Below are 23,132 nucleotides of genomic sequence, written 5' to 3' on the forward strand. Positions count from 1 at the left end.
GTTGCCGCGCGGGCGGTGCCCTCGGTGGGCCCTGATAATGACCCAATGGGAAAGTCCAGGAGTCCCCGGCGCAGGCAGGCCGGTGCCGAAGCCGTCGTGGAGAGCGTCGACGGCGGCTGCGCGCAGCTCATACCCGACCGGGACCGGCCGCGGGCCTGGACGCTCCTGATCGACGGCGCCCCGCAGTCGCACGTCGACCTCGACGACCCGGGCCGTCTCTGCTTCGACTACCAGCGCCGCCTGGGCCACGTCATCGACCTGGCCGCCCCGCCCGGCAAGCCCGTGCACGCCGTGCACCTCGGCGGCGGCGCCCTCACCCTGGCCCGCTACGTCGCCGCCACCCGGCCCCGCTCCACCCAGCAGGTCGTGGAGCGCGACGCGGCCCTCGTCCAACTGGTCCGCCGCGAGCTGCCCCTGGACCCCGGCGCCCGTATCCGCGTGCGGTCGGCCGACGCGCGCGAAGGGCTCGCGAAGGTGCCGGACGGCTGGGCGGACCTCGTCGTCGCGGACGTCTTCAGCGGCGCCCGCACCCCGGCCCATCTGACCTCCGGGGAGTTCCTGGACGAGGTCCGCAGGGCGCTCAGGCCGGGCGGCGTCTTCGCGGCCAACCTCGCCGACGGGCCGCCGCTCGCGCATCTGCGCGGCCAGATCGCCACCGCCGCCGCCCGGTTCACGCAGCTCGCGCTGGTCGCCGACGCGGCGGTGCTGCGCGGCAAGCGGTTCGGCAACGCGATCCTGGCCGCCTCCGACCACCCGCTGCCGCTCGCCGAACTGACCCGCCGCGCCGCCTCCGACCCGCATCCCGGCCGCGTCGCACACGGCACGACACTGAGCGACTTCACGGGCGGCGCCCTGCCCGTGACGGACGCGACGGCGGTGGCGTCACCGGCCCCACCGGCGTCCGTCTTCCGCTGACCGGCCGGGCGACGCGGTCCGGCCGCGCACCCGCGTAACAGGTCGTCATAGGCGCCGGCCCCGGCATACGTGCCGACCTCGACCCGCGGCCAGGGCCCGCGCCTAGTAGGTGCCGACCTCCACCCGCGGCGGCCCGTCGTGCCACGTGCAGAACACCGACACCCGGTCCGCGCCCGCGGCGTACTCCACGCGGATCCACTTCTCCGTCTTCCACACCTGCATCGACCAGCCGGCCCGCGGTGTCGCCGACACGAGCGTCGCGGACGCCGGGCCCAGGTCGAACACCGCGCGCCCGCCGTCCGTGCGGGCTGTCCGACAGCCAGGCGTGGCGGACGGTCGCCGTCACCCCGATGATCGGCGTGAACGACGTCGTCTCCGAGGTCTTCACGGTCGACGACGCCACGCAGCTGGTGAACTTCGCCAAGTCGAAGGGGATCGGCCGGCTTTCGATGTGGTCCGGCACCCGCGACCAGGCCTGCCCCGGCGGCCCGAAGCCGGCCGCCGACGCCACGTGCAGCTCCGTGGACCAGCAGAAGTTCGCCTTCACGAAGGCCTTCGCCGCCTACAACTGACAACGCCTTCGCACCCCGCGTCCGACCTCCGCCCAGCACGCCCCGGCCGGCTCACCCCCCACCCGGCCGGGGCGCACCGCGTCACGGCACGAGGTCGACCTCGGGCAGCGTTCCCGTGCGGGCGGCGCGGGCGTACCAGTGGGCGCTGGACTTCGGCGTGCGGACCTGGGTGGCGTAGTCGACGTAGACGGCGCCGAAGCGCTTGCCGTAGCCGTAGGCCCACTCGAAGTTGTCCATCAGGGACCACAGGTAGTAGCCGCGGACGTCCGCGCCGTCGGTGATGGCGCGGCGCACCTCCGCCAGGTGGGCGTGCAGGTAGGCGATGCGCTCCGGGTCGTGGACGCGGCCGTCGGCGTCGGGCTTGTCGTCGTACGCGGCGCCGTTCTCCGTGATGTACAGGGGCAGGCCCGGCGCCTCCCGGGTGTAGCGCATGATCAGCTCGTGCAGGCCCGTCGCGTCGATGGTCCAGCCCATCTCGGTGCGTTCGCCCGGCGTCTGATGGAACATCACGTCGTCCGCGGCCGGCCACGGCGAGTGGTCGCTCTCCCCGTGCCCGTCGGCCCGCGGGCCGGCCGCGTCCGGGTCGGCCGCCGACACCAGCGTCGGCGTGTAGTAGTTGAGGCCCAGCGCATCCAGCGGCTGGTTGATCGCGGCGAGGTCGCCGTCCTCGACGAACGACCAGTCGGTGAGCGACTCGGTCGCCTCCAGCAGCGTCTTCGGGTAGGCGCCGTGCAGGATCGGGCCGTGGAAGATCCCGCTGGACAGGTCGTCGATCCGGCGGGCCGCCGCGAGGTCCGCCGGGTCCTGCGTCACCGCGCGCACCACCGACGAGTTCAGGCTCAGCGCGACCGAGTTGCGCGACGGCATCACCGACCGCAGGGCGGACGTGCCCAGCCCGTGCGCCAGGTTCAGGTGGTGCGCGGCCCGCAGGGATGCCGCCGGGTCCGTACGGCCCGGGGCGTGCACGCCGGACGCGTAGCCCAGGAAGGCGCTGCACCACGGCTCGTTGAGCGTGATCCACTGCTCCACGCGGTCACCGAGCGCCTCGCCGACGAGCTGCGCGTACTCCGCGAACCGGTACGCCGTGTCGCGCTCCGGCCAGCCGCCCGCGTCCTCCAGCTCCTGCGGCAGGTCCCAGTGGTAGAGGGTGACCGCGGGCTTGATGCCGTGCGCGAGCAGCTCGTCGACCAGCCGGCGGTAGAAGTCCAGGCCGACCTGGACGGCCGGGCCGCGGCCCGTCGGCTGCACCCGCGGCCAGGACACGGAGAACCGGTAGGCGGTCAGCCCCAGGTCCGCCATCATCGCCACGTCGTCGCGGTAGCGGTGGTAGTGGTCGACAGCGATGTCACCGGTCTCGCCGCCGGCCGTCTTTCCCGGCGTATGGCTGAAGGTGTCCCAGATCGACGGGGTGCGGCCGTCCTCCCGTACCGCCCCCTCGATCTGGTACGCGGAGGTCGCTGCGCCCCAGAGGAAGGCGGGAGGGAAGGTCACCGGGGTCACCGGCTGTACGGACTCAAGCATGAAAGCGCTCCCAAAGGAGGTCGTGGAGACCGACGGGTAGGAGGGGGGACAGGAGGAGGGAGGGAGGGGCCGGGACGGTGGTGACCCGGCCCGCTGGGCGCGGCGGCTGTCAGCCCTTCACCGCGCCCTGCATGATGCCGCCCACGATCTGCTTGCCGAAGATCGCGAAGACGATCAGCAGCGGCAGCGTACCGAGCAGCGCACCGGCCATGATCAGGGACTGGTCGGGGGTGTAGCCGCGGCCGAGACCCGCGACCGCGACCTGCACGGTCGGGTTGCCGTTCTGCGTCAGCACCAGGAAGGGCCACAGGAAGTCGTTCCAGGTCTGGACGAACATCAGCATGCCCAGCACGGCCATGGCGGGCCGCGCGGCCGGGAACACCACGTGCCACACCACGCGCCAGCTGCTCGCGCCGTCGACCCGGGCGGCCTCGATGATCTCGTCCGGCAGCGCCTGCAGCAGGTACTGCCGCATGAAGAACACCCCGAAGGCGCTCACCAGCGACGGCAGGATGACCGCCTGGAGCTGGTCGGACCAGTCGAGCTTGGCGACCATCATGTACAGCGGGATCACGCTGAGCTGCGGCGGCACCATCATCGTGCCGATCACGATCAGCATCAGGGCGTTGCGGCCCTTGAACTTCAGCTTGGCGAAGGCGAACCCGGCGATCGTCGACAGGAACACGATCGTCGCCGCCGAGACGCCCGCCACGAACGTGGTGTTCAGGAACGCCTCGCCCAGGTTGGCGTCCGTCCAGGCGATCTCGAGGTTGTCGAACAGGTTGGAGCCGAACCAGAACGGCGGCGGCGTCTCGGCGAGCCGCTGGTTGTCGCGGGAGGCGGCGATCGCCGTCCACACCAGCGGGAACAGCGAGCCGATGGTGAACAGCGCGAGGATCACGTACGCGAACGGGCCCGCGTGCATCTGCCCGCCCGCGCGCGCCGCCTTGGTCCCCAGCATGCGCCGGGACTCCTTCGGGACCGCGTCCCTGGGAGGTTTCGTCATGGTCGTCGTCACGGCCGGTTCTCCTTAACTACTGGCGCGCAGCCGGCGCGAGATGACGTAGTTGACGATCCCGATCACGATGAGGATCAGGAACATCGTCCAGGCGATCGCGGAGGCACGGCCCAGGTGCTGGTTCACCCAGCCCTGCTCGTACAGGTACAGCCCGAGCGTCTGGAACTGGTGCTGCGAGCCGCCGGAGGCGCCCTTGTTCGCGTCGAACAGCAGCGGCTCACCGAACAGCTGCGAGGCGCCGATGGTCGACACCACGACGGTGAACAGGATCGTCGGGCGCAGCGAGGGCAGCGTGACGTGGACGAACTGCCGCCACCGGCTCGCGCCGTCCAGCGCCGCCGACTCGTACAGGTCCTGCGGGATGGCCTGCATCGCCGCGAGGTAGATCAGCGCGTTGTAGCCGGTCCAGCGCCAGATGACGATCGTCGACACGGCGACCTGGGAGGCCCAGGTCTCGTTCTGCCAGTCGATGTTGTCGACGCCGACCAGGCCCAGCGCCCAGTTGATCATCCCGTAGTCGCGGCCGAACAGCAGCACGAAGACCAGGGACGCCGCCGCGATGGACGTCGCGTACGGGGCGAGCATCGCGACCCGGTAGAAGGTCGAGGCGCGCAGCCTGTAGTTGAGGATGTGGGCGATGCCCATGGCCATCAGCAGCTGCGGAACGGTGGAGATGATGCCGATGGTCAGGGTGTTCTGCGCCGCGTTCCAGAAGAAGTCGTCGTCGAAGATGCGGGTGTAGTTCCTCATGCCGACCCACGACATGTCCGTGGGTGCGGTCAGCTCCACCTGGTGCAGCGACGCCCAGCCGGTGTAGATCAGCGGGAACAGGCCGAACGCCAGGAACAGCAGGAAGAACGGCGAGACGAACGCGTACGGGCTCCAGCGCACGTCCCGCTGCCAGCGGCGGGACATCTTCGCCCGCTGCCTGTGCTCCTCCGGAGAGGGCTCCTTCGCCGCCGGGCGGCCCGGGGCCGCGCCCCCCTCGACGGGGGACGCGGCGGTGTCGTGCCTGGTTGCCATTCCGGTCACTGGTCCAGGTTGTTGTCGATGGTCTTGGTGGCCGTCTTCCATGCCTCCTCGGGCGACTTGCCCTGGGCGACGAGGATGACGCCGTTGTCGGTCAGACCCTGCTGGATGATCTGGTCCTTCGGGCCGATCACCTGGACGGGGCTGTCCTTGGCCGCCGCCGCGAAGATCTCACCGATCGGCGCGTCACCGGTCATGTCGTTCTTGGCGCTCTTGACCGCGTCCGACTCGTACGCCGGCGGGGTGCTCGGGAAGCTGCCCTGCTTGGCGAACAGCTTGGCCTGCTGCTCGGGCGCGGTCAGCCAGGCGGCCAGCTTGGCGGCCTCCTCGGTGTTCTTGCCGGCCTTCGGCACGGCCAGGAAGGAACCGCCCCAGTTGCCGGACTTCGGTGCCGCGGCCACGTCCCACTTGCCGGCCGCGTCGGGCTTCGACTTGCCCTTGATGTAGCCGAGCATCCACGGCGGGCAGCTCATCGCCGCGAACTTGCTGTTGGCGATGGTGGTGTCCCAGGCCGGCTGGAACTGCGTCTGGTTGCCGACCAGCTTGTCCTGCGCCGCCTTCGCGGTGAGGTCGAACGCGGCCTTCACGGCCGGGTTGTCCTTGTAGATGACCTTGCCGGAGGAGTCGTAGAAGCGCTCGGTCTCGCTGCTCAGGATGGCGTTGAGCAGACCGCCGGGGGAGTCGAGGAAGGTGGTGCCCGAGGGCGCCTTCTTCTTGTAGTCCTGGCCGACGTCGACGAACTTGTCCCAGCTGCCCGCCCAGAGCTTGCCGACCTCCTCGCGGTCGGTCGGCAGACCGGCCTTCTCGAAGAGGTCCTTGCGGTAGCAGATGGCCATCGGGCCGACGTCCGTGCCCAGGCCGACGGTCTGGCCGTCCTTGGTGGTGGCCTGCGCCCACTTCCACTCGAGGAAGTCGCTCTTCTTGCCGTACTTCGCCAGGTCCAGCAGCTTGTCGGACTGGGTGGCGACGACCTCGGCGATGTTGCCGACCTCGACACCCTGGATGTCCTGAAGGCCGCTGTTGGTGGTGAGGTGGTTGATCAGCGCGGGGTAGTAGTTCTCGTTCCGCTCGACGACCGTCTGCTGGATGTCGATGTCGGGGTGGAGCTTCTCGTACTCCGCGTAGAGACCCGCCTCCTCGAAGCCGAACGTGCCGAAGAGTCCCAGGGTGATCTTGGTTTTGCCACCGCCGCCGTCCCCGGACGACGAACCGGAACCGTCCTTGCCGTCGTCGGCACAGCCGGCCAGCAGCCCGGCGCCCAGTGACGCGACGGCCGCAATGACCAGCGCCTTGCGCGCGGTTCGAGAGGGTGCTGCTCGCATTGCTCCTCCTGTTGCCCTGACGTGCCGACCCCCCGGCCAACGGCATTGTTGGGCCCGTTAATTTCCAGCTGCGGCTCGGGCGGGGAACGTGCGGGATGTGTAAGTGCCAGGTACTGTGGGAGCGCTCCCACATGTGATGTGTTGAAGGTTCGTCGGTCCGAGCTGGGGTGTCAAGGGACCGGACACGAGGAGATGTGTTCAGTTATCGGGCTGTTAACTGGACCGCGATGGTTCCGTTTCGGCCAGTCGCGGCCGACCCCGAAAATCAGGCCTTCGCGCGTCACCCGGGTCTGGAGTGGAAGGGCACGGGAGGTCATCGTGTCCGACAGGACTGTTAAATTCCAGGCCAGCCGCAGAGTGCGGGGTGTCGACGGGAGGCGGGGCCAATGGCAGGCCACGGAGTGCGGGGCCGAAGCGGTGGTCGGCCGACCCTGGAAGAGGTCGCCGCGCGCGCCGGAGTGGGGCGCGGCACCGTTTCACGGGTGATCAACGGCTCGCCCCGGGTCAGCGACGCGACCCGCGCCGCCGTCGAGGCGGCGGTGGCCGAGCTGGGCTACGTCCCCAACACGGCCGCCCGCGCGCTCGCCGCCAACCGCACCGACGCCATCGCCCTCGTCGTGCCCGAGCCCGAGACCCGCTTCTTCGCCGAGCCGTACTTCTCCGACATGCTCAAGGGCGTAGGCGCCGAGCTGGGCGACACGGAGATGCAGCTGCTGCTGATCTTCGCGGGCAACGACCGGGAGCGCCGCCGCCTCGCCCAGTACCTGGCGGCGCACCGCGTGGACGGCGTCCTGCTGGTCTCCGTGCACGCCGACGATCCGCTGCCCGACCTGCTGTCCCAGCTGGAGATCCCGGCCGTGATCAGCGGACCGAGATCCGCCGGGGAGACCCTGCCGTCGGTCGACTCCGACAACTACGGCGGCGCGCGCTCGGCCGTCGAGCACCTGCTGGCCCGCGGCTGCGGGAGGATAGCCCACATCACCGGCCGCCTCGACGTCTACGGCGCGCAGCGGCGCATCGACGGCTACCGGGACGCGCTGCGGGACGCGGGGCACGGGGTGGACGAACTCCTCATCGAGCCCGGTGACTTCTCCGAGGAGGGCGGTCGCCGCGCGATGGCCGCGCTGCTGCAGCGGCGCCCCGATCTGGACGCCGTCTTCGCGGCCTCCGACGTGACCGCGGCGGGCGCCCGGCAGGCCCTGCGCGACGCGGGCCGCCGCATCCCGGACGACGTGGCGCTGGTGGGCTACGACGACTCGGCCATCGCCCGCCACATGGACCCGCCGCTGACCAGCGTCCGCCAGCCCATCGAGGAAATGGGCCGCCGCATGATCGACCTGCTCCTCACGGAGATCGCCGACCGTCGCCCACCGGCGTCGCGGGGTCTGGAGAGGCGGCAGGTGGTACTGGCCACGGAACTGGTGGCACGCAAGTCGGCGTGAGCCTCCGGCGGTCGGGCGGGGTGGGGTGCCGGCGGGCTTTGCGGGTTCGGTGCGCGGTTCGCTGGGTGGGTGCAAGCGACGTCGGGAGTCTGGGGGAGGCAACCCTCGCGGTCACCGAACGCCGGTCAGCGGGCCTACCCGGCCGTCAGTTCTTGCCGAGCCGCGGCGAGCAGGCGCGCGACATGCAGGGGTGAGCACAGCGCGGCCGTCGGCGACATCGGAACCGACCAGTACGAGCCCGGGCCGCCGGAGACGGGGTCCACGGCTTCCACTCGCGGCACGCCGAGATACGTGCCGCGCCCCAGACAGTCCACGTCCATCGACCGCCATTCATCGACGGCCTGGTGCCAGGTGACAGGCATGGTCGCCGGTACGAGCGCGTAGTACCGCCTGCCGCGCCGGTCGTCGCAAATGACGGGTCCGCCGTCGAGGGCCTGATCGAGGAACTCGTCCAGGTCCGCGGGCACCGCGGTGCGCGCCAGGGCCTCGATCAAGTGGCGTGGGATCCGGACAGCGGAGAACAGGTCGCCGAGCGGCAGGAGCGCGGCGCTGTGGTCCCGCCACTGCGTCAGCGCCTGTTTCCGCTCCTCAGTCGAGAGCGTGGACAACAACCAGTGCTCGACGGCCGGCCGCCGATCGGAGCCGCAGTGCACACGCCCTTCTGCGTCGGCGGGCACACCGGGACGTGGGGATGCGGATTCTCTGCGCATGACCACCAGACTGGACTGGTGGACCGGTCCAGTCAAGCGATTCGGGACAGGCGTCACTGCATCGGGTAGCTGTCGGTCTGCTCGAACACGTGGGACGGTGTCACACCCTCCTCGCACACCAGCGGACGGTGTTGCTGGTCGACGGCCACGTGCTGCACCACAGCGACGGCGGCAGGAACGTCGATCTCCAGGAGACGGGCTTCCTCCTCCGTGGCCAGTCGGACGGTGGTCACGTCGACCCCTTCGGCCGGCGATCGGCCGGTCTGGCGGCGGACATAGTGCGTAGTGCCTTCGGCGATGGGCCCCTTGGCCGCCAGTCGTGGTGCGGCGTCCGCCACTGGCAGCGGGAACCACGCGGTGACCAGGCTGTGCGGACTGCCGTCCTCGAGGAGGACCAGCCTGATCCGCCGCAGAGCCTCCTCGCCAGGCCTCAAGCCCAGCGCGCCTGCGATGTGTGCCGGTGGCACGGCACGGTCCGGAGTGCCCAGGCGCCGGAAGGGGCGACCGCCGGTGACACGGGCGGAACCGGCACGACGGCCACCGGCAGGCCGGGCGACGGGCGTCTCGGCCACCGTGAAACCGGCGCCTTGGCGCGCCTCCACCAGGCCGTCGGCCCGCAGCACGTCGTACGCCTTGACGACGGTTGCCCTCGACACGCCCCACTGCTCGGCCAAGTCGCGCCCGGACGGCAGCAGGTCACGCGGCCCGAACTCCCCGGCAGAGATCCGAGTGCGCAGGTCTTCGGCAATCTGCTCATACTTCAACAGCGGCATGTGCGTGCTTTCCCATGGTTGGACTGGTCCACCGATGCAGCGACATACTGCCGCCATGCCGACCCCTGAGCCAGCGCCAGAGATCGTGACCTTCTACGCCGAGACCATCAACGAGGCGGACCGGCTGACCACCACCGCCGACGGCCGCCTCGAGCTGGTGCGTACGCAGGAGCTTCTCCGACGCTACCTGCCACTCCCACCGGCACGGGTCCTGGATGTCGGCGGAGGGCCGGGTGTCCACGCCCGGTGGCTCATGGAGGACGGGTACACGGTGCACCTGGTCGATCCCGTTGCCCGCCACATCGAGCAGGCCGAGCAGACGGGTGCCACCGTGGAGCTCGGTGACGCCCGGGCCCTCACCGCCCAGGACGGGACGTACGACGTCGTCCTGCTACTCGGTCCCCTCTACCACCTTCTCGAGCGCGCCGACCGGGACAGGGCGATGGCCGAGGCGCTCCGTGTCCTGAAGCCGGGCGGGCTGTTCGCGGCAGCGGGTATCAACCGGTTCTCGGCGCTGTTCGAGCACGTGGCCTACCAGCACCTCCACCGCGAAGGGCTCCGGCGGAACATCGCCGACGTCCTGCGCACGCAGGTGCACGACGGGAAGAAGGCCTTCACCAGGGCGTACTTCCACAGCTGGCAGCAGCTCCGCGACGAGGTGACCGACGCCGGGTTCACCGATGCGGAAGTCTTCGGTGTTGAAGGACCGGCCTGGTCACTGCTCGCCACGACCGAACGGCACACCGGGGAACCACTCGCCGATTCCCCGTTGTTCGAGTCCGCCCTGACCGCCGCACGGCTGGCCGAGCCCTATCCCGAACTCATGGCCGCCAGCTCCCACCTGCTCGCCGTCGCCCGCCGTGCCTGAGGGCACCCATGACGCGAAGGGCCGACCCGCGTGAACGGGTCGGCCCTTCGTCATATCAGGGTGAGTGACGGGACTCGAACCCGCGGCATCCTGGACCACAACCAGGTGCTCTACCAGCTGAGCTACACCCACCATGGCCGGTGTGGGAGTCAGTTGCTTCCCCGACCGGCCGAGAAAAAGTGTACAGGGTCCGAAGGGGTGCTCGCGCACGACTTTCGCGGCGCCCCTCCGGGTGGCCCCGGTACCCCTACTGAGCAGGCAAGACGTACTTCGCGGCGATCGTCTTGGCGGTGTCGGAGTCCGGGCCCGGCTGGGGGACGAACACGGCCTCGCGGTAGTAGCGGAGTTCCGCGATGGACTCGCGGATGTCGGCGAGGGCGCGGTGGTTGCCGTTCTTCTCGGGGCTGTTGAAGTAGGCCCGCGGGTACCAGCGCCGGGCCAGCTCCTTGACCGAGGACACGTCCACGATGCGGTAGTGCAGGTAGCTCTCCAGCGTGGGCATGTCCCGCAGCAGGAAGCCGCGGTCGGTGCCGACGGAGTTGCCGCACAGCGGAGCCTTGCCCGGCTCCTTCACGTACTGCTTGATGTACGTGAGGACACGCTCCTCGGCGTCCGCCAGCGTCGTGCCCCGGGGCAGCTCGTCGAGCAGCCCGGACGCGGTGTGCATCTGACGCACCACCTCCGGCATCGTCTCCAGCGCCTCGTCCGGCGGACGGATGACGATGTCCACACCCTCGCCGAGCACGTTCAGCTCGGAGTCGGTGACGAGGGCGGCCACCTCGATGAGCGCGTCGTCGGACAGCGAGAGGCCGGTCATCTCGCAGTCGATCCACACCATGCGATCGTTCATGGGCCAACCCTACGGCCCGCCGCGACGGCGTGGTGATGCCCGTGCGCCGCCGGGTCCCGCCGCGCACGGCAAGGGCCCGCGGGGAGCACACCTCCCCACGGGCCCTGATCGCGCACCGTGTCCGTCACATACCGCTGCGCTGCCCCGGCAGGCTCGCCCGGCTCGGCACGTACGCCTCACGGCCGTGGTCGGCCGAGGCCGAGGCCGGCAGGGACGCCGAGGACCCTATGGCGCTCGCCGCCGCGCGCCGGGACTGCAGCGGGACCGGGTTCTCCGGGTGCCCGCCGGGGTTCCCCGCCGGGCCGACGGCGCCGGACTGGCTGCCCGTACCGGAGTGACCGCCGTTGCCGGGGTGACCGTGCTGGGCCGGCTGGCCGGACAGCCCGGGCGAGTGCGAGCCGGTGTCGGCGTCCGGCTGCCGTTCGCTCTGCGGCCGGCGCGCCCGGTACGCCGCCCGGTAGGCGGCGGGCGAGGACCCGAGCTGGCGGCGGAAGTGCCCGCGCAGCGCGACGGGGGAGCGGAAGCCGCAGCGGCCCGCCACCTCGTCCACCGAGTAGTCCGACGTCTCCAGCAGCCGCTGCGCCTGCAGCACCCGCTGGGTGATCAGCCACTGGAGCGGTGCGCTGCCGGTGAGCGAGCGGAACCGGCGGTCGAACGTACGACGGCTCATGTACGCGCGTGCCGCCAGCGTCTCCACGTCGAACTGCTCGTGGAGGTGCTCCAGCGCCCAGGCGACGACCTCGGCGAGCGGGTCGGCGCCGATCTCCTCCGGTAAAGACCTGTCGAGATAGCGCTCCTGGCCGCCGCTGCGGCGTGGCGGGACCACCAGGCGGCGGGCCAGCGCGCCGGCCGCCTCGTTGCCGTGGTCCGTGCGCACGATGTGCAGGCACAGGTCGATCCCGGCGGCCGTACCGGCCGAGGTGAGCACGTCGCCGTCGTCGACGAACAGCTCACGTGGGTCGACGTGCACCGACGGATAGCGCTTGGCCAGCGTCGGCGCGTACATCCAGTGTGTGGTCGCGGGGCGGCCGTCCAGCAGGCCCGCCGCCGCGAGGACGAAGGCGCCGGTGCACAGTCCGACGATGCGGGCGCCCTCCTCGTGTGCCCGGCGGAGCGCGTCGAGCGCTTCCTCGGGTGGCGGTGAGGTGATCGAACGCCAGGCCGGCACCACGACGGTGCCCGCCCGGGAGATCGCCTCCAGGCCATGCGGTGCGGTGAGTTCCAGGCCTCCTGTGGTCCGCAGCGGGCCGTCCTCTCCCGCGCACACCAGCAGGCGGTAGCGCGGTACGCCGGCGTCCTGGCGGTCGATTCCGAACACCGACAGCGGTATGGAACTCTCGAAGATGGGGCCGCCGCTGAACAGCAGCACCGCGACGATCTCCTTGCGGCGTCGCCCGGACAATTTCCGGGCCGCGGCTTCCGGCGCGGCAGTGGAGTCGTGGCTCATACTGCTAAGCCCCCCTCGGTGGTCGCGGCTCCTCGGTCGTGTCGCTCCTGCACGTTTCCCCTCGGTCCTGCACGAGTCCCCCGCCGTAGACAGTCAAGATCGAATCTACTGTGTCGCCCGGTGACGACGGGACCCAGTTCAGCACCGGGCTCATTGTCGACATGGCAACTTGGCGTGAAGCATTCGATCACGAAGCGTTGCACTCGTGGGGCGTGCAGGGAAGTGGGCCTCGTCGCCGTGGCCAATCCGCATAGGGCGCGCGGGGCCCCTGGGACCCTTTCCGTGCAGGTGGAACGGGGGTTGGGGGGTGCCTGGGGCGGGGGATGCGCGCATTCCAGAAGTTGGCTGAAAAGCAGCGTTCAGTTGAATGGAAACCGGTCAACCGGCCGGTGTACGCCCCTCAGCGTGCCTTCCTCGGCCTCCGGCGGACCGCACGGCCCGCGGTGTCCCGCGGGAGTGCCGGTGCGGAGCCGGCGGGGCGCGCGCGGCGCCTCGGAGGGGTGGCGGGTGCCGGCATGCGCCCTGCCTGGGGCGCGATGCGCGGGGAGTTCAACGCGCGCCCGGCCGGACGGTCACTGTGTGTCCCGCTCTTGGCGCACACGAGTGAATCCTGGGCAAACAGGCTGTACGGGGCAGCAACCATTGCGTGACGGGCGCACCCTCGTGCATGCTCCCTGAAACCCGCCCGGACCGTGCGCGGGGTCTGGGAGAAGGAGGAGTGGCGCCGTACCCTTGGGGGTATGGGGTTGGGAAGATGATTCCCGGACACGGCTCCGTCGCGCAGTGTTCGTCCCATCCATAAAGGATCAAAACGCCGAGACAGCCATGGCCGCTCACGAATTCTTCGAACCCGCGGACCGCAAGCGGCCGGTCGCCGACCCGACGGCGGCCGATCCCCTGGCGGCTGAAGAGGCACGTCACTCGTGTGATCCAGCCTTCAAGCACGGTGTGGTCGTCGGCTTCGACGGCTCCACCTCCAGCGAGCGCGCCCTGGCGTACGCGATCGGCATGGCGCACCGCTCCCGAGCGGGCCTGATCATCGTCCACGTCGCCAACCGGCTGCCCACCACGGTGTGGGCGGGCTGCGAGCCGCCCGTCTTCGTGGACGTGCCGGACCACCGCACCGAGGTGCTGGGCCTGGAACTGGCCTGCGCGGACTATCTGGCCGAGGTTCCCTGGATCCTGGTCGAGCGCGGCGGCGACATCTGCCACGAACTCGAAGAGGTGGGGCGGGAGTACGAGGCGGACGCGATCGTCGTCGGCTCCACGCACGGCATCGTGGGACGCATCTTCGGCTCCGTCGCCGGGCGCCTGGCCAAGCGGGCGAAGCGGCCCGTCGTCGTCATTCCGTAGTACGTGCCTCCCGCTTGCGGCGAGATGGGTCGCCGGAGCGTCAACTCCCTGCGCCGGTACGCCGGAACGAGTGAACCTACTTACGCGTAACGAGTGTTTGTGTCCTTGTGAAGGGCATATACCGGTCACCTGCGACGCACTCGTGGCGTGCCGGCGGCCGGGGTGTGACGGCCCGCGGTCGGCGGCGCCGGCGGGGGGGGGTGCCTTCCCCTGGCCGTGAGAGGACGGGCCCCCGCGTGAGGGTGGCACACGCGGGGGTCCGTTCTTCTGTCGCGCCTGTGGTGGTCCGACGGGGTTGCTCGCGCAGTTCCCCACGCCCCGTCGGGGCGCTCTCGTCAGGGGCGCTGCCTATTCCACCGTGACCGACTTGGCCAGGTTCCTCGGCTTGTCGATGTCCCGGCCCAGGGCCAGGGCCGTGTGGTAGGCGAGGAGTTGGAGGGGGATGCCCATCAGGATCGGGTCCAGCTCGTCCTCGTTCTTCGGGACGACGATCGTGTGGTCGGCCTTCTCCTGGTACTGGTGGGCCACCGCGAGGATCCTGCCGCTGCGGGCCTTGATCTCCTCCATCGCGGCGCGGTTCTTCTCCAGCAGGTCGTCGTCCGGGACGATCGCCACCGTCGGCAGCGCGGGCTCGATCAGGGCGAGCGGGCCGTGCTTCAGCTCGGAGGCCGGGTAGGCCTCGGCGTGGATGTAGGAGACTTCCTTGAGCTTCAGGGAGGCCTCGCGGGCGACCGGGTAGCCCCGGACCCGGCCGATGAAGAGCATCGAGCGGGCCTCGGCGAACTGCAGGGCCAGCTTCTTGATCTCCTCCTCCTGCTCCATGACCTCGGCGATCTGCCCCGGCAGCTTCCGCAGGCCCTCGATGATCCGCCTGCCGTCCCGGACGGACAGGTCACGGGTGCGGCCCAGGTGCAGGGCGAGCAGGGCGAAGGCCACCGTGGTGTTGGTGAAGCACTTGGTGGAGACGACGCAGACCTCCGGGCCCGCGTGCACGTAGATGCCGCCGTCCGCCTCGCGGGCGATCGCGGAACCGACCACGTTGACCACGCCGAGCACCCGGGCGCCCTTGCGCTTCAGCTCCTGCACGGCCGCCAGCACGTCGTACGTCTCACCGGACTGGGAGACCGCGATGTACAGGGTGTCGGGGTCCACGACCGCGTTGCGGTAGCGGAACTCCGAGGCCGGCTCGGCGTCGGCGGGGATGCGGGCCAGCTCCTCGATCATCTGGGCGCCGATCATGCCCGCGTGGTACGAGGTGCCGCAGCCGAGGATCTTCACACGGCGGATCTGGCGCGCCTCGCGGGCGTCCAGGTTCAGGCCGCCCAGGTGCACGGTGGAGAAGCGGTCGTCGATGCGGCCCCGCAGCACGCGGTCCACGGCCTCGGCCTGCTCGTGGATCTCCTTGTGCATGTAGGTGTCGTGGCCGCCCATGTCGTAGGAGGCCGCCTCCCACTCCACGGTGGTCGGCTCGGCGGTGGTGCGGGTGCCCTCGGTGGTGTACGTGCGGAAGTCGTCGGCCTTGAGGGTGGCCATCTCGCCGTCGTCCAGGGTGACGACCTGGCGGGTGTGGGCGACCAGCGCGGCGATGTCCGAGGCGACGAACATCTCCTTCTCGCCGATGCCGAGGACGACCGGCGAGCCGTTGCGGGCGACGACGATGCGGTCCGGGAAGTCGGCGTGCAGCACGGCGATGCCGTAGGTGCCCTCGATGAGCCGGAGGGTCTCGCGGACCTTGTCCTCCAGCTTCTGTGCCTGCGAGCGGGCGATGAGGTGGACGAGGACCTCGGTGTCGGTCTCGGAGAGGAACTCGACGCCGTCCGCCTCCAGCTTGCGGCGCAGGTCGGAGGCGTTGTCGATGATGCCGTTGTGGACGACGGCGACCTTGTTCCCGGCGTCCAGGTGCGGGTGGGCGTTCACGTCGGACGGGGCGCCGTGCGTGGCCCAGCGGGTGTGGGCGATGCCGGTGGTGCCCTTGAAGCGCGCCGGGACCCTGGCCTCCAGGTCGCGGACCCGGCCCTTGGCCTTCACCATCTTCAGGCCGGCCGCCTTCGGGGACGTCACGACGATGCCCGCCGAGTCGTAGCCCCGGTACTCCAGCCGCTGCAGGCCCTCCAGCAGCAGGGGAGCGACGTCACGCTTGCCGATGTATCCGACGATTCCGCACATGTATGGGTGTTCCTCAGCCGTAGACAATGCGCCGCAGCTGCCTGAGCGAGAGCTCGGGCGGGGCCACCGCGCGGTAGGGGAGATCCGCCGCGATCCGTTCGAAGATCTCCGCGTTCACCAGGCCCTGGGCCTGGAGTTCGCGGTGGCGGCGACGGACGTACTCCTCGGTCGTCTCGTCGAAGTAGGCGAGCACGTCCTGGACCACCCGCAGAGCCTCGCCCCGGTTCAGGGGAGTGGACCGCGTCAGGTGATCAACAAGTTCGTCGTGCACCCGGTAGATCCTGGGGTACACGCGGCTCTTTCGCAAGAAATCTGCCCGATTCCGGGCAGCGGAGTTGTTGCGTCCGGGGCATCGACGCCCGCGGTGTTCTACGGGAGAGTGGTCTCTACCAATTTTCCGAAGGGAGCGCATGTGACACGGCACCACAGATCGACTCCCCGCATGACCCGGCTGCTCGGTTCGCTGCTGCTGGTCGCGGCGGCCGGCGCCTTCTCCGTCGGGGCCGCACCGGCCCCGGAGGCCACCCCCACCCCGCTGGACCGGGTGGTCCCGGCCCCCGCCGCCACCGAGCCCGGCGGGGCCCCGTACCGCATCACCCGCGGAACGCACATCCGCGCCGACTCCGGGGCCGCCGAGGTGGGCGAGTACCTCGCGGACATCCTGCGCCCGTCGACCGGCTACCCCCTGCCGGTCACCGGGCGGGGCAGCGGCGGCATCCGGCTGCGGCTGTCCGAGGGGCCGTTCGGCGAGGAGGGCTACCGCCTCGACAGTGGCCGGTCCGGCATCACCATCACCGCGGGCGAACCCGCCGGCCTCTTCCACGGCGTCCAGACCCTGCGCCAGCTCCTCCCGGCCGCCGTCGAGAAGGACTCCGTGCAGCCCGGGCCCTGGCTGGTCGCCGGCGGCACGATCCAGGACACCCCGCGCTACGGCTGGCGCGGCGCCATGCTCGACGTCTCCCGGCACTTCTTCGACGTCGACGAGGTCAAGCGGTACATCGACCAGCTGGCGCTCTACAAGATCAACAAACTGCATCTGCACCTCAGCGACGACCAGGGCTGGCGCATCGCCATCGACTCCTGGCCGCGCCTGGCGACGTACGGCGGCTCCACCGAGGTCGGCGGCGGCCCCGGCGGCTACTACACCAAGGAGCAGTACAAGGAGATCGTCCGGTACGCCACCTCCCGGTTCCTGGAGGTCGTCCCGGAGATCGACATGCCGGGGCACACCAACGCGGCGCTCGCCTCCTACGCCGAGCTGAACTGCGACGGCGTGGCGCCCCCGCTCTACACCGGCATCCGGGTCGGCTTCAGCTCGCTGTGCGTCGGCAAGGACGTCACGTACGACTTCGTGGACGACGTGGTGCGCGAGATCGCCGAGCTCACGCCCGGCACGTACTTCCACATCGGCGGCGACGAGGCGCACTCCACGCCGCACGCCGACTACGTGGCGTTCATGGACCGGGTGCAGCCGGTCGTCGCCAAGTACGGCAAGACGGTCATCGGCTGGCACCAGCTGACCAGCGCGAAACCGGCCGAGGGCGCCCTCGCCCAGTACTGGGGCGTGGACGCCAGCAGCGCCGCCGAGAAGGCACGGGTCGCCGCCGCCGCGCGCAACGGCACCGGGCTGATCCTGTCCCCGGCCGACCGGGTCTACCTCGACATGAAGTACGACCGGAACACCCCACTCGGGCTGTCCTGGGCGGGCTACGTCGAGGTGCAGCGCTCCTATGACTGGGACCCGGCCGCCTATCTGCCGGACGTGCCGGCCTCGGCGATCCGCGGTGTGGAGGCGCCGCTGTGGACGGAGACCGTCGAGAACTCCGCCCACATCGACTACATGGCCTTCCCGCGGCTGCCCGGCGTCGCCGAGCTGGGCTGGTCCCCGGCCGCCACGCACGACTGGGCGGACTACCGGGAGCGGCTCGCCGCGCAGGGGCCCCGGTGGGAGGCGCTGGGGATCGGCTTCCACCGGTCGCCGCAGGTGCCCTGGCCCACGGGCTGACACCACGGACGCGCGGGCGGGCGCCCCGGAGGACCGTCTCCGGGGCGCCCGCCCGTCCCCCGGGGGCCGGGTTACAGCCCCGCGATGGGGTTCCTCAGCGTGCCGACGAGCTGGAGCGCGCCGGACGGGTCCGCGAGGTCCACCATCTGCTTGTTGTCCCGCAGCTGGAGCCGGTTGAGGCAGGACAGCGCGAACTCCCCGGCGAACACGTCGTACCGCGCGAACTTCTCGGCCAGTTCCGGCACCGACGCCTGGTACTCGCGGGTGACCTCCGCGACCGTGCGCCAGAAGCCGTCCTCCTCCAGGATTCCCTCGGAGGCGAGGTGCGCGGCGAGGAAGCGGAAGAAGCAGTCGAAGACGTCCGTGAAGATCGACAGGAGCTTGGTGTCGTCCGGGACCTCCACGCGGATGCGGGCGACCTCCGGCGGCAGCGCCGCGTCCGGGTCCATGACCACGATCTCCTCGGCGATGTCCTTGTAGATCGCGCGCCGCACCACGCCGTCCTCCAGCACGAGGATGACGTTCTCGCCGTGCGGCATGTAGACGAGGTCGTAGGCGTAGAAGCTGTGCAGCAGCGGGGTGAAGTAGGCCCGCAGGTAGTGCCGCAGCCACTCCTTCGGGGCGAGGCCCGACCGCTCGATCAGGGCGCCCGCGAAGGACGCGCCGGTGTGGTCGACGTGCAGCAGGGACGCCATGGTGGCGAGGGTCTCGCCGTCCCGGAGGGACGGCACCGGGCTCTCCCGCCACAGCGCGGCGAGCATCTTGCGGTAGGGCGAGTAGCGGTCGGTGGCCTGCTCGTACTCCAGGTGCCGGTAGCCGACGGCCGCCCGCTCGCGGATGATCGTCAGGCCCGTCGACTTCAGCACCGGGTCGTTCTCGACGAGCTGCGCGAGCCAGTCGTTGATCGCCGGGGTGGCCTCCATGTAGGCGGCCGAGAGCCCGCGCATGAAGCCCATGTTGAGCACGGACAGGGCCGTCTTCACGTAGTGCTTCTCGGGGTGCGAGGTGTTGAAGAAGGTCCGGATGGACTGCTGGGCCAGGTACTCGTCCTCGCCCTCGCCCAGGCACACCAGGTGCCCGCGGGCGACCTCGGCGGCGAAGGTGACGGTCAGCTTGTTCCACCACTGCCAGGGGTGGACCGGGATGAACAGGTAGTCGGCCGGGTCCAGGCCCCTGCCGCGCAGCACGCCGTGGAAGCGGTCCACGGTCGCCTCGCCCAGCTCCTGCCGCACGAACGACTCGTACTCGATGCCGGCGCCCGCCGTGAACGCCGCCCGCGAGCGGTGCGCGGCCAGCCACACCAGCCGGACCGGGCTCGCGGTCTCGGGCGCGTACGACAGGTACTCGTGGACGCCGAAACCGAGCCGCCCGTTGTTGGCGACGAAGCAGGGGTGGCCCTCGGTCATGCCGGTCTCGATGTCCTGGAAGCCGGCGCGGGCCAGCTCGGCGGACGTGACCTGCGGTTTGGTGAGCTTGTAGCAGGTGCCGGAGAGGGTGGAGGAGATCTCCTCCAGGTAGACGGGCAGGATCTCGTCGCTCAGGCCGAGGGAGTCCTTCAGCTCGATGAAGAAGTCCAGCGCGGCGAGGGGGAGTTCGTCGCCGCCGCGGTGGCGGGTGATCGATTCGGTGTCGATCTGCCAGTGGTCGAGGGCGCGGCGCACGGCGGTGAACCGGTACGCGGTCGTGCCGTCGTCGGAGTGCACGACGTAACCGCCGTCGCCGGTCTCCTCGGGCGTGATGAGCCGCTCGTGCGCGAACTCGGCGAGGGCCTTGCGGAGCAGCAGGCGGTTGGCCCGCTCCCAGCGCTCGGGGGAGAGGTGGGCGACGGCGTCGGAGAGGCTCATGCGGCCACCCCCGTCGCGGCGAGGAACTGCTCCCGGGTGCAGAAGCTCAGCAGCGCCCGCTTCTCCGGCTTCTGGATCTCGCGCTCGGGGACGAAGCCGACGGCCTCGTTCAGGGCGTGCACGGCCTTGTTGGCGACGTCCGGCTCGACGACGACGCGGGTCGTGGCCGGGTCCTCGAAGAGGCGGGCCATGACGGCGGTGATGACGGACCGGGTGAACCCGTGCACGGGCCGGTCCGTCGGCGGGGTCAGGAAGTGCATGCCGACGTCTCCGGGCAGCGGCTCGTACAGGCCGACGAGTTCGCGGTGGGCGGGGTCGTACCGCTCCATGAGGAAGGCCGGTTCGCCGTCGAGCAGGCCCAGTTCGGCGTGGTGGTGCTCGTCGGCGGCGATCTCCCGGTAGGCGCGTTCGACGTCCTCCCGTGCCGCGTCCTGCATCATCCAGAACGCGGCCTTCGGATGGGTGACCCAGCCGTGCAGCAGCTCGGCGTCCTGCGCGGGGTCGACGGGGCGGAACGTGAAGGTCATACGGAGAACTCCTGGAACGCGATCGTCTTCTCCACCGGGTAGTACTCGGTGCCGAGCATCTCCCGGATGATGTAGCTGTTCCGGTAGGCGCCCATGCCCAGGTCGGGGCTGGTCACGCTGTGCGTGTGGACGCCGGCGTTCTGGAGGAAGACGCCCTTGCCGGTGACGTCGACGGCGTAGTTGCGCCCGACGTCGAAGTTGCCGTGCGCGTCGTAGACCAGCCGGTCTCTGACGGGCTTGAGGAACTCGGGCTCGACGTACCGGTAGCCGGTGGCGAGGATCAGCCCGTCGGAGGTCAGCCCGAACTCCTTCTCCTGCTCCTCCTGCCGGAAGGTCAGCTCGTAGCTGCCGTCCCGGTAACGGGCGTCGACGAGCGCCGAGTTGGTGAGCAGGCGGGTGGGGACCGGGCCGCCGAGGTTCTTCTGGTAGAGCAGGTCGAAGATGTCGTTGATCAGGTCGCCGTCGATGCCCTTGAACAGGCCCTTCTGCTGGGCCGTGAGCCGGTAGCGGGTCTGCTCCGGCAGGGCGCGGTAGTAGTCGATGTACTCCGGGGAGGTCATCTCCAGCGTGAGCTTGGTGTACTCCAGCGGGAAGAACCGCGGGGAGCGGGTGACCCAGTTCAGCCGGTAGCCGTGGACGTCGATCTCGCTGAGCAGGTCGTAGTAGATCTCGGCGGCGGACTGCCCGCTGCCCACCAGCGTGATCGACTCCTTCTTCTGCAGCTCCGCCTTGTGCTGGACGTACCGGGAGTTGTGGATGAAGTCGCCGGCCAGGCCCCGGCAGGCCTCCGGGATGTACGGCGGGGTGCCGGTGCCGAGGACCAGGCGGCGGGCGCGGTACGTCTCGTCGTCCCGGGTGCGGACCAGGTACAGCCCGTCCGCCTCGTCGTAGGTGACCTCGGTGACCGTGGTGCCGAAGCGGACGCTGGTCAGCTTGCCCGCGGCCCAGCGGCAGTAGTCGTCGTACTCGACGCGCAGCGGGTAGAAGTTCTCCCGGATGTAGAACGAGTACAGCCGGCCCTTCTCCTTCAGGTAGTTCAGGAAGGAGTACGGCGAGGTCGGGTCGGCGAGGGTGACCAGGTCCGACATGAACGGCGTCTGGAGGTGGGCGCCGTCCAGGAACATGCCCGCGTGCCACTCGAAGCCGGGCTTCGACTCCAGGAAGACGCCGTCGAGTTCGGCGATGGGCTCGGTCAGGCAGGCGAGGCCGAGGTTGAAGGGGCCGAGCCCGATCCCCACGAAGTCGTACGTGCGGGCGGATTCAGGAAGCGCGGTCAAGGGACTCTCCCAGGTACTGCTCGGCGTGGCCGGCGATCAGGTCGAGGACGGCGGAGATGTCGGACGCCGTCGTCTCGGGGTTGAGCAGGGTGAACTTCAGGTAGTGCCGGTCGGCCACCTTGGTGCCCGCGACCACGGCGTCGCCGGACGCGAACAGCGCCTTGCGGGCGTACAGGTTGGCGCGGTCGATCTGCGCCGGGTCGGTGACCGCGGCGGGGATGTAGCGGAAGACCAGGGTGGACAGCGACGGCTCCACCACCACGTCGAAGCGCGGGTCGGCGGCGAGCAGCCGCCAGCCCTCCCGGGCCAGGTCGACGACCTCGTCGAACAGCTGCCCGATGCCGTCGGCGCCCATCACGCGCAGTGTCATCCACAGCTTGAGCGCGTCGAAGCGGCGGGTGGTCTGGAGGGACTTGTCGACCTGGTTGGGTATGCGCTCCTCCACCATGCGCCGCGGGTTGAGGTACTCCGCGTGGTAGGTGGCGTGCCGCAGGGTGGCGGCGTCGCGGACCAGCACGGCCGAGGAACTGACCGGCTGGAAGAAGGACTTGTGGTAGTCGACGGTGACGGAGTCGGCGCGCTCGATGCCGGTCAGGCGGTCCCGGTACTTCAGGGAGGCGAGCAGCCCGCAGCCGTAGGCGGCGTCGACGTGCAGCCAGGTGCCGAACCGCTCGCACAGCTCCGCGACCTCGGGCAGTGGGTCGATGGAGCCGAAGTCGGTGGTTCCGGCGGTGGCGACGACCGCCATGGGCACGAGTCCGCCTCGCACGCAGCGCTCCAGCTCGTGGGCGAGCGCGACCGTCCGCATCCGCTTGTCCTGGTCGGCGGGGACGACGACCACGGCGTCGGGGCCGAGGCCGAGCAGTTTCGCCGACTTCTTCACGCTGAAGTGGCTGACCTCGGAGGCGAAGACGCGCAGTTTCGCCAGGTCGCGGGACTTGGCCTCCTCGCGGGCCAGCAGCAGCGCCTGGAGGTTGGACTGGGTGCCGCCGGAGGTGAACACGCCGTCGGCGGCGGGGCCGAGCCCGATGCGCCGCGTCGTCCAGTCGATCAGCTTGCGCTCGATGAGGGTGCCGCCGGCCGACTGGTCCCAGGTGTCGAGGGAGGAGTTGACGGCGGACAGGACGGCCTCGCCGAGGACGGCGGGGATGACGACCGGGCAGTTGAGGTGGGCCAGGTAGCGGGGGTGGTGGAAGTAGACCGCGTCCCGCAGGTAGACCTCCTCCAGCTCGTCGAGCACCGCGGTGGTGTCGTGCAGCGGCCGGTCGAGGTCGATCGCGTCGATGCGGGGGGCGAGGGCGTCGACCGTGACGCCGGTGAACGGGCGGTCGGTGGTGGCGAGTTTGGCGGCCACCCGCTCGACTCCTTCGGTCACGGAGCGGCGGTAGTGCTCCGCGGTGGTGTCGTTGAGCAGGTGCGAGCGCATGGGGGAGTCCTCCGGTGGGGACGGTCCGTGAGAGACGGAAGAGTCAGAACCGCGGGCTTTACTTAGG

19 protein-coding genes, 1 tRNA gene and 2 pseudogenes are annotated in these 23,132 nt (G+C 70.4%); 6 read left to right on the plus strand and 16 right to left on the minus strand.

The window, feature by feature from the left end; all coding sequences use genetic code 11:
* Nucleotides 1-45: 45 nt before the first annotated feature.
* Nucleotides 46-915, plus strand: coding sequence for a fused MFS/spermidine synthase (locus AB0M97_RS11285; RefSeq protein WP_365960533.1), 870 nt, complete (start codon nt 46-48; stop codon nt 913-915).
* A 102-nt stretch (nt 916-1,017) separates the two neighbouring features.
* Here the strand turns inward: AB0M97_RS11285 and AB0M97_RS11290 are convergent.
* A pseudogene (locus AB0M97_RS11290) lies at nt 1,018-1,218 on the minus strand (hypothetical protein); the annotation flags it as partial.
* 2 nt (nt 1,219-1,220) lie between these two features.
* On the opposite strand from AB0M97_RS11290, the pseudogene AB0M97_RS11295 reads away from it, so the two are divergent.
* A pseudogene (locus tag AB0M97_RS11295) lies at nt 1,221-1,487 on the plus strand (sugar hydrolase); the annotation flags it as partial.
* Nucleotides 1,488-1,568: 81 nt separating this feature from the next.
* Here AB0M97_RS11295 and AB0M97_RS11300 read toward each other — a convergent pair.
* From AB0M97_RS11300 to AB0M97_RS11315, 4 genes are all read right to left on the minus strand, one after another.
* Nucleotides 1,569-3,008 carry a GH1 family beta-glucosidase gene (locus tag AB0M97_RS11300; protein WP_365960534.1) on the minus strand — a complete coding sequence of 480 codons (1,440 nt, stop codon included), beginning with the start codon at nt 3,006-3,008 and terminating at the stop codon, nt 1,569-1,571.
* A 109-nt stretch (nt 3,009-3,117) separates the two neighbouring features.
* Nucleotides 3,118-4,026, minus strand: a complete 909-nt coding sequence (locus AB0M97_RS11305; protein ID WP_365960535.1) for a carbohydrate ABC transporter permease — start codon at nt 4,024-4,026, stop codon at nt 3,118-3,120.
* Nucleotides 4,027-4,038: 12 nt separating this feature from the next.
* Nucleotides 4,039-5,049 (minus strand): sugar ABC transporter permease, encoded by a 1,011-nt coding sequence (locus tag AB0M97_RS11310; protein WP_365960575.1) that lies wholly within the window; start codon nt 5,047-5,049, stop codon nt 4,039-4,041.
* Between the two features lie 5 nt (nt 5,050-5,054).
* The gene (locus tag AB0M97_RS11315) at nt 5,055-6,377 is read right to left on the minus strand and encodes an extracellular solute-binding protein (protein ID WP_365960536.1); all 1,323 of its coding nucleotides are present in this window, start codon (nt 6,375-6,377) and stop codon (nt 5,055-5,057) included.
* A gap of 386 nt (nt 6,378-6,763) precedes the next feature.
* Between AB0M97_RS11315 and AB0M97_RS11320 the strand changes: the two genes are divergently transcribed.
* Entirely contained in the window at nt 6,764-7,819 is a 1,056-nt protein-coding gene (locus AB0M97_RS11320) for a LacI family DNA-binding transcriptional regulator (protein ID WP_365960537.1), read from the plus strand.
* Between the two features lie 134 nt (nt 7,820-7,953).
* Here the strand turns inward: AB0M97_RS11320 and AB0M97_RS11325 are convergent, their stop codons facing one another.
* Nucleotides 7,954-8,496, minus strand: coding sequence for a hypothetical protein (locus tag AB0M97_RS11325; protein ID WP_365960538.1), 543 nt, complete (start codon nt 8,494-8,496; stop codon nt 7,954-7,956).
* An 86-nt stretch (nt 8,497-8,582) separates the two neighbouring features.
* On the minus strand, nt 8,583-9,302 hold the full coding sequence (locus tag AB0M97_RS11330) for a GntR family transcriptional regulator (protein WP_365960539.1): 720 nt from the start codon (nt 9,300-9,302) through the stop codon (nt 8,583-8,585).
* Nucleotides 9,303-9,357: 55 nt separating this feature from the next.
* Between AB0M97_RS11330 and AB0M97_RS11335 the strand changes: the two genes are divergently transcribed.
* A complete protein-coding gene (locus tag AB0M97_RS11335; protein WP_365960540.1) occupies nt 9,358-10,170 on the plus strand; it encodes a methyltransferase domain-containing protein in 813 nt (270 codons plus the stop codon).
* A gap of 59 nt (nt 10,171-10,229) precedes the next feature.
* Here the strand turns inward: AB0M97_RS11335 and AB0M97_RS11340 are convergent.
* From AB0M97_RS11340 to AB0M97_RS11350, 3 genes are all read right to left on the minus strand, one after another.
* Nucleotides 10,230-10,302: transfer RNA gene (locus AB0M97_RS11340), tRNA-His, on the minus strand.
* 115 nt (nt 10,303-10,417) lie between these two features.
* Complete coding sequence (orn, locus tag AB0M97_RS11345) at nt 10,418-11,020, minus strand: oligoribonuclease (RefSeq protein WP_365960541.1); 603 nt, start codon at nt 11,018-11,020, stop codon at nt 10,418-10,420.
* A 124-nt stretch (nt 11,021-11,144) separates the two neighbouring features.
* Nucleotides 11,145-12,467, minus strand: a complete 1,323-nt coding sequence (locus AB0M97_RS11350; protein WP_365960542.1) for a helix-turn-helix domain-containing protein — start codon at nt 12,465-12,467, stop codon at nt 11,145-11,147.
* 825 nt (nt 12,468-13,292) lie between these two features.
* On the opposite strand from AB0M97_RS11350, the gene AB0M97_RS11355 reads away from it, so the two are divergent.
* The gene (locus tag AB0M97_RS11355) at nt 13,293-13,820 is read left to right on the plus strand and encodes a universal stress protein (RefSeq protein ID WP_365960543.1); all 528 of its coding nucleotides are present in this window, start codon (nt 13,293-13,295) and stop codon (nt 13,818-13,820) included.
* A 348-nt stretch (nt 13,821-14,168) separates the two neighbouring features.
* Here AB0M97_RS11355 and glmS read toward each other — a convergent pair whose 3' ends face one another.
* Both glmS and AB0M97_RS11365 read right to left on the minus strand, forming a co-directional pair.
* Nucleotides 14,169-15,986, minus strand: coding sequence for a glutamine--fructose-6-phosphate transaminase (isomerizing) (glmS, locus tag AB0M97_RS11360; protein WP_365960544.1), 1,818 nt, complete (start codon nt 15,984-15,986; stop codon nt 14,169-14,171).
* Between the two features lie 13 nt (nt 15,987-15,999).
* Nucleotides 16,000-16,257 carry a hypothetical protein gene (locus tag AB0M97_RS11365; RefSeq protein ID WP_365960576.1) on the minus strand — a complete coding sequence of 86 codons (258 nt, stop codon included), beginning with the start codon at nt 16,255-16,257 and terminating at the stop codon, nt 16,000-16,002.
* A 171-nt stretch (nt 16,258-16,428) separates the two neighbouring features.
* On the opposite strand from AB0M97_RS11365, the gene AB0M97_RS11370 reads away from it, so the two are divergent.
* On the plus strand, nt 16,429-17,991 hold the full coding sequence (locus tag AB0M97_RS11370) for a beta-N-acetylhexosaminidase (RefSeq protein ID WP_365960545.1): 1,563 nt from the start codon (nt 16,429-16,431) through the stop codon (nt 17,989-17,991).
* Between the two features lie 71 nt (nt 17,992-18,062).
* Here the strand turns inward: AB0M97_RS11370 and AB0M97_RS11375 are convergent, their stop codons facing one another.
* From AB0M97_RS11375 to desA, 4 genes are read right to left on the minus strand one after another with little or no spacing between them, the layout of a single operon-like run.
* Nucleotides 18,063-19,835 (minus strand): IucA/IucC family siderophore biosynthesis protein, encoded by a 1,773-nt coding sequence (locus AB0M97_RS11375; RefSeq protein ID WP_365960546.1) that lies wholly within the window; start codon nt 19,833-19,835, stop codon nt 18,063-18,065.
* Entirely contained in the window at nt 19,832-20,362 is a 531-nt protein-coding gene (locus AB0M97_RS11380) for a GNAT family N-acetyltransferase (protein ID WP_365960547.1), read from the minus strand. Before AB0M97_RS11380 ends, AB0M97_RS11375 begins: the two co-directional genes overlap by 4 nt.
* Nucleotides 20,359-21,639, minus strand: coding sequence for a lysine N(6)-hydroxylase/L-ornithine N(5)-oxygenase family protein (locus tag AB0M97_RS11385; protein ID WP_365960548.1), 1,281 nt, complete (start codon nt 21,637-21,639; stop codon nt 20,359-20,361). Before AB0M97_RS11385 ends, AB0M97_RS11380 begins: the two co-directional genes overlap by 4 nt.
* Entirely contained in the window at nt 21,623-23,065 is a 1,443-nt protein-coding gene (desA, locus tag AB0M97_RS11390) for a lysine decarboxylase DesA (RefSeq protein ID WP_365960549.1), read from the minus strand. The genes AB0M97_RS11385 and desA overlap by 17 nt, the downstream gene beginning before the upstream one ends.
* Nucleotides 23,066-23,132: the final 67 nt, after the last annotated feature.

This window comes from Streptomyces sp. NPDC051207, assembly GCF_040682395.1.
In the GTDB taxonomy this organism is placed as follows: Bacteria; Actinomycetota; Actinomycetes; order Streptomycetales; family Streptomycetaceae; genus Streptomyces.

Excerpts from the sequence above, each read along its gene's own strand:
- glmS (WP_365960544.1), bottom strand. The coding sequence starts at position 15,986 with ATGTGCGGAATCGTCGGATACATCGGCAAGCGTGACGTCGCTCCCCTG.
- desA (WP_365960549.1), bottom strand. The coding sequence starts at position 23,065 with ATGCGCTCGCACCTGCTCAACGACACCACCGCGGAGCACTACCGCCGC.
- AB0M97_RS11285 (WP_365960533.1), top strand. The coding sequence starts at position 46 with ATGGGAAAGTCCAGGAGTCCCCGGCGCAGGCAGGCCGGTGCCGAAGCC.
- AB0M97_RS11375 (WP_365960546.1), bottom strand. The coding sequence starts at position 19,835 with ATGAGCCTCTCCGACGCCGTCGCCCACCTCTCCCCCGAGCGCTGGGAG.
- AB0M97_RS11315 (WP_365960536.1), bottom strand. The coding sequence starts at position 6,377 with ATGCGAGCAGCACCCTCTCGAACCGCGCGCAAGGCGCTGGTCATTGCG.
- orn (WP_365960541.1), bottom strand. The coding sequence starts at position 11,020 with ATGAACGATCGCATGGTGTGGATCGACTGCGAGATGACCGGCCTCTCG.
- AB0M97_RS11310 (WP_365960575.1), bottom strand. The coding sequence starts at position 5,049 with ATGGCAACCAGGCACGACACCGCCGCGTCCCCCGTCGAGGGGGGCGCG.
- AB0M97_RS11320 (WP_365960537.1), top strand. The coding sequence starts at position 6,764 with ATGGCAGGCCACGGAGTGCGGGGCCGAAGCGGTGGTCGGCCGACCCTG.
- AB0M97_RS11370 (WP_365960545.1), top strand. The coding sequence starts at position 16,429 with ATGACCCGGCTGCTCGGTTCGCTGCTGCTGGTCGCGGCGGCCGGCGCC.
- AB0M97_RS11335 (WP_365960540.1), top strand. The coding sequence starts at position 9,358 with ATGCCGACCCCTGAGCCAGCGCCAGAGATCGTGACCTTCTACGCCGAG.
- AB0M97_RS11380 (WP_365960547.1), bottom strand. The coding sequence starts at position 20,362 with ATGACCTTCACGTTCCGCCCCGTCGACCCCGCGCAGGACGCCGAGCTG.
- AB0M97_RS11350 (WP_365960542.1), bottom strand. The coding sequence starts at position 12,467 with ATGAGCCACGACTCCACTGCCGCGCCGGAAGCCGCGGCCCGGAAATTG.
- AB0M97_RS11300 (WP_365960534.1), bottom strand. The coding sequence starts at position 3,008 with ATGCTTGAGTCCGTACAGCCGGTGACCCCGGTGACCTTCCCTCCCGCC.
- AB0M97_RS11355 (WP_365960543.1), top strand. The coding sequence starts at position 13,293 with ATGGCCGCTCACGAATTCTTCGAACCCGCGGACCGCAAGCGGCCGGTC.
- AB0M97_RS11330 (WP_365960539.1), bottom strand. The coding sequence starts at position 9,302 with ATGCCGCTGTTGAAGTATGAGCAGATTGCCGAAGACCTGCGCACTCGG.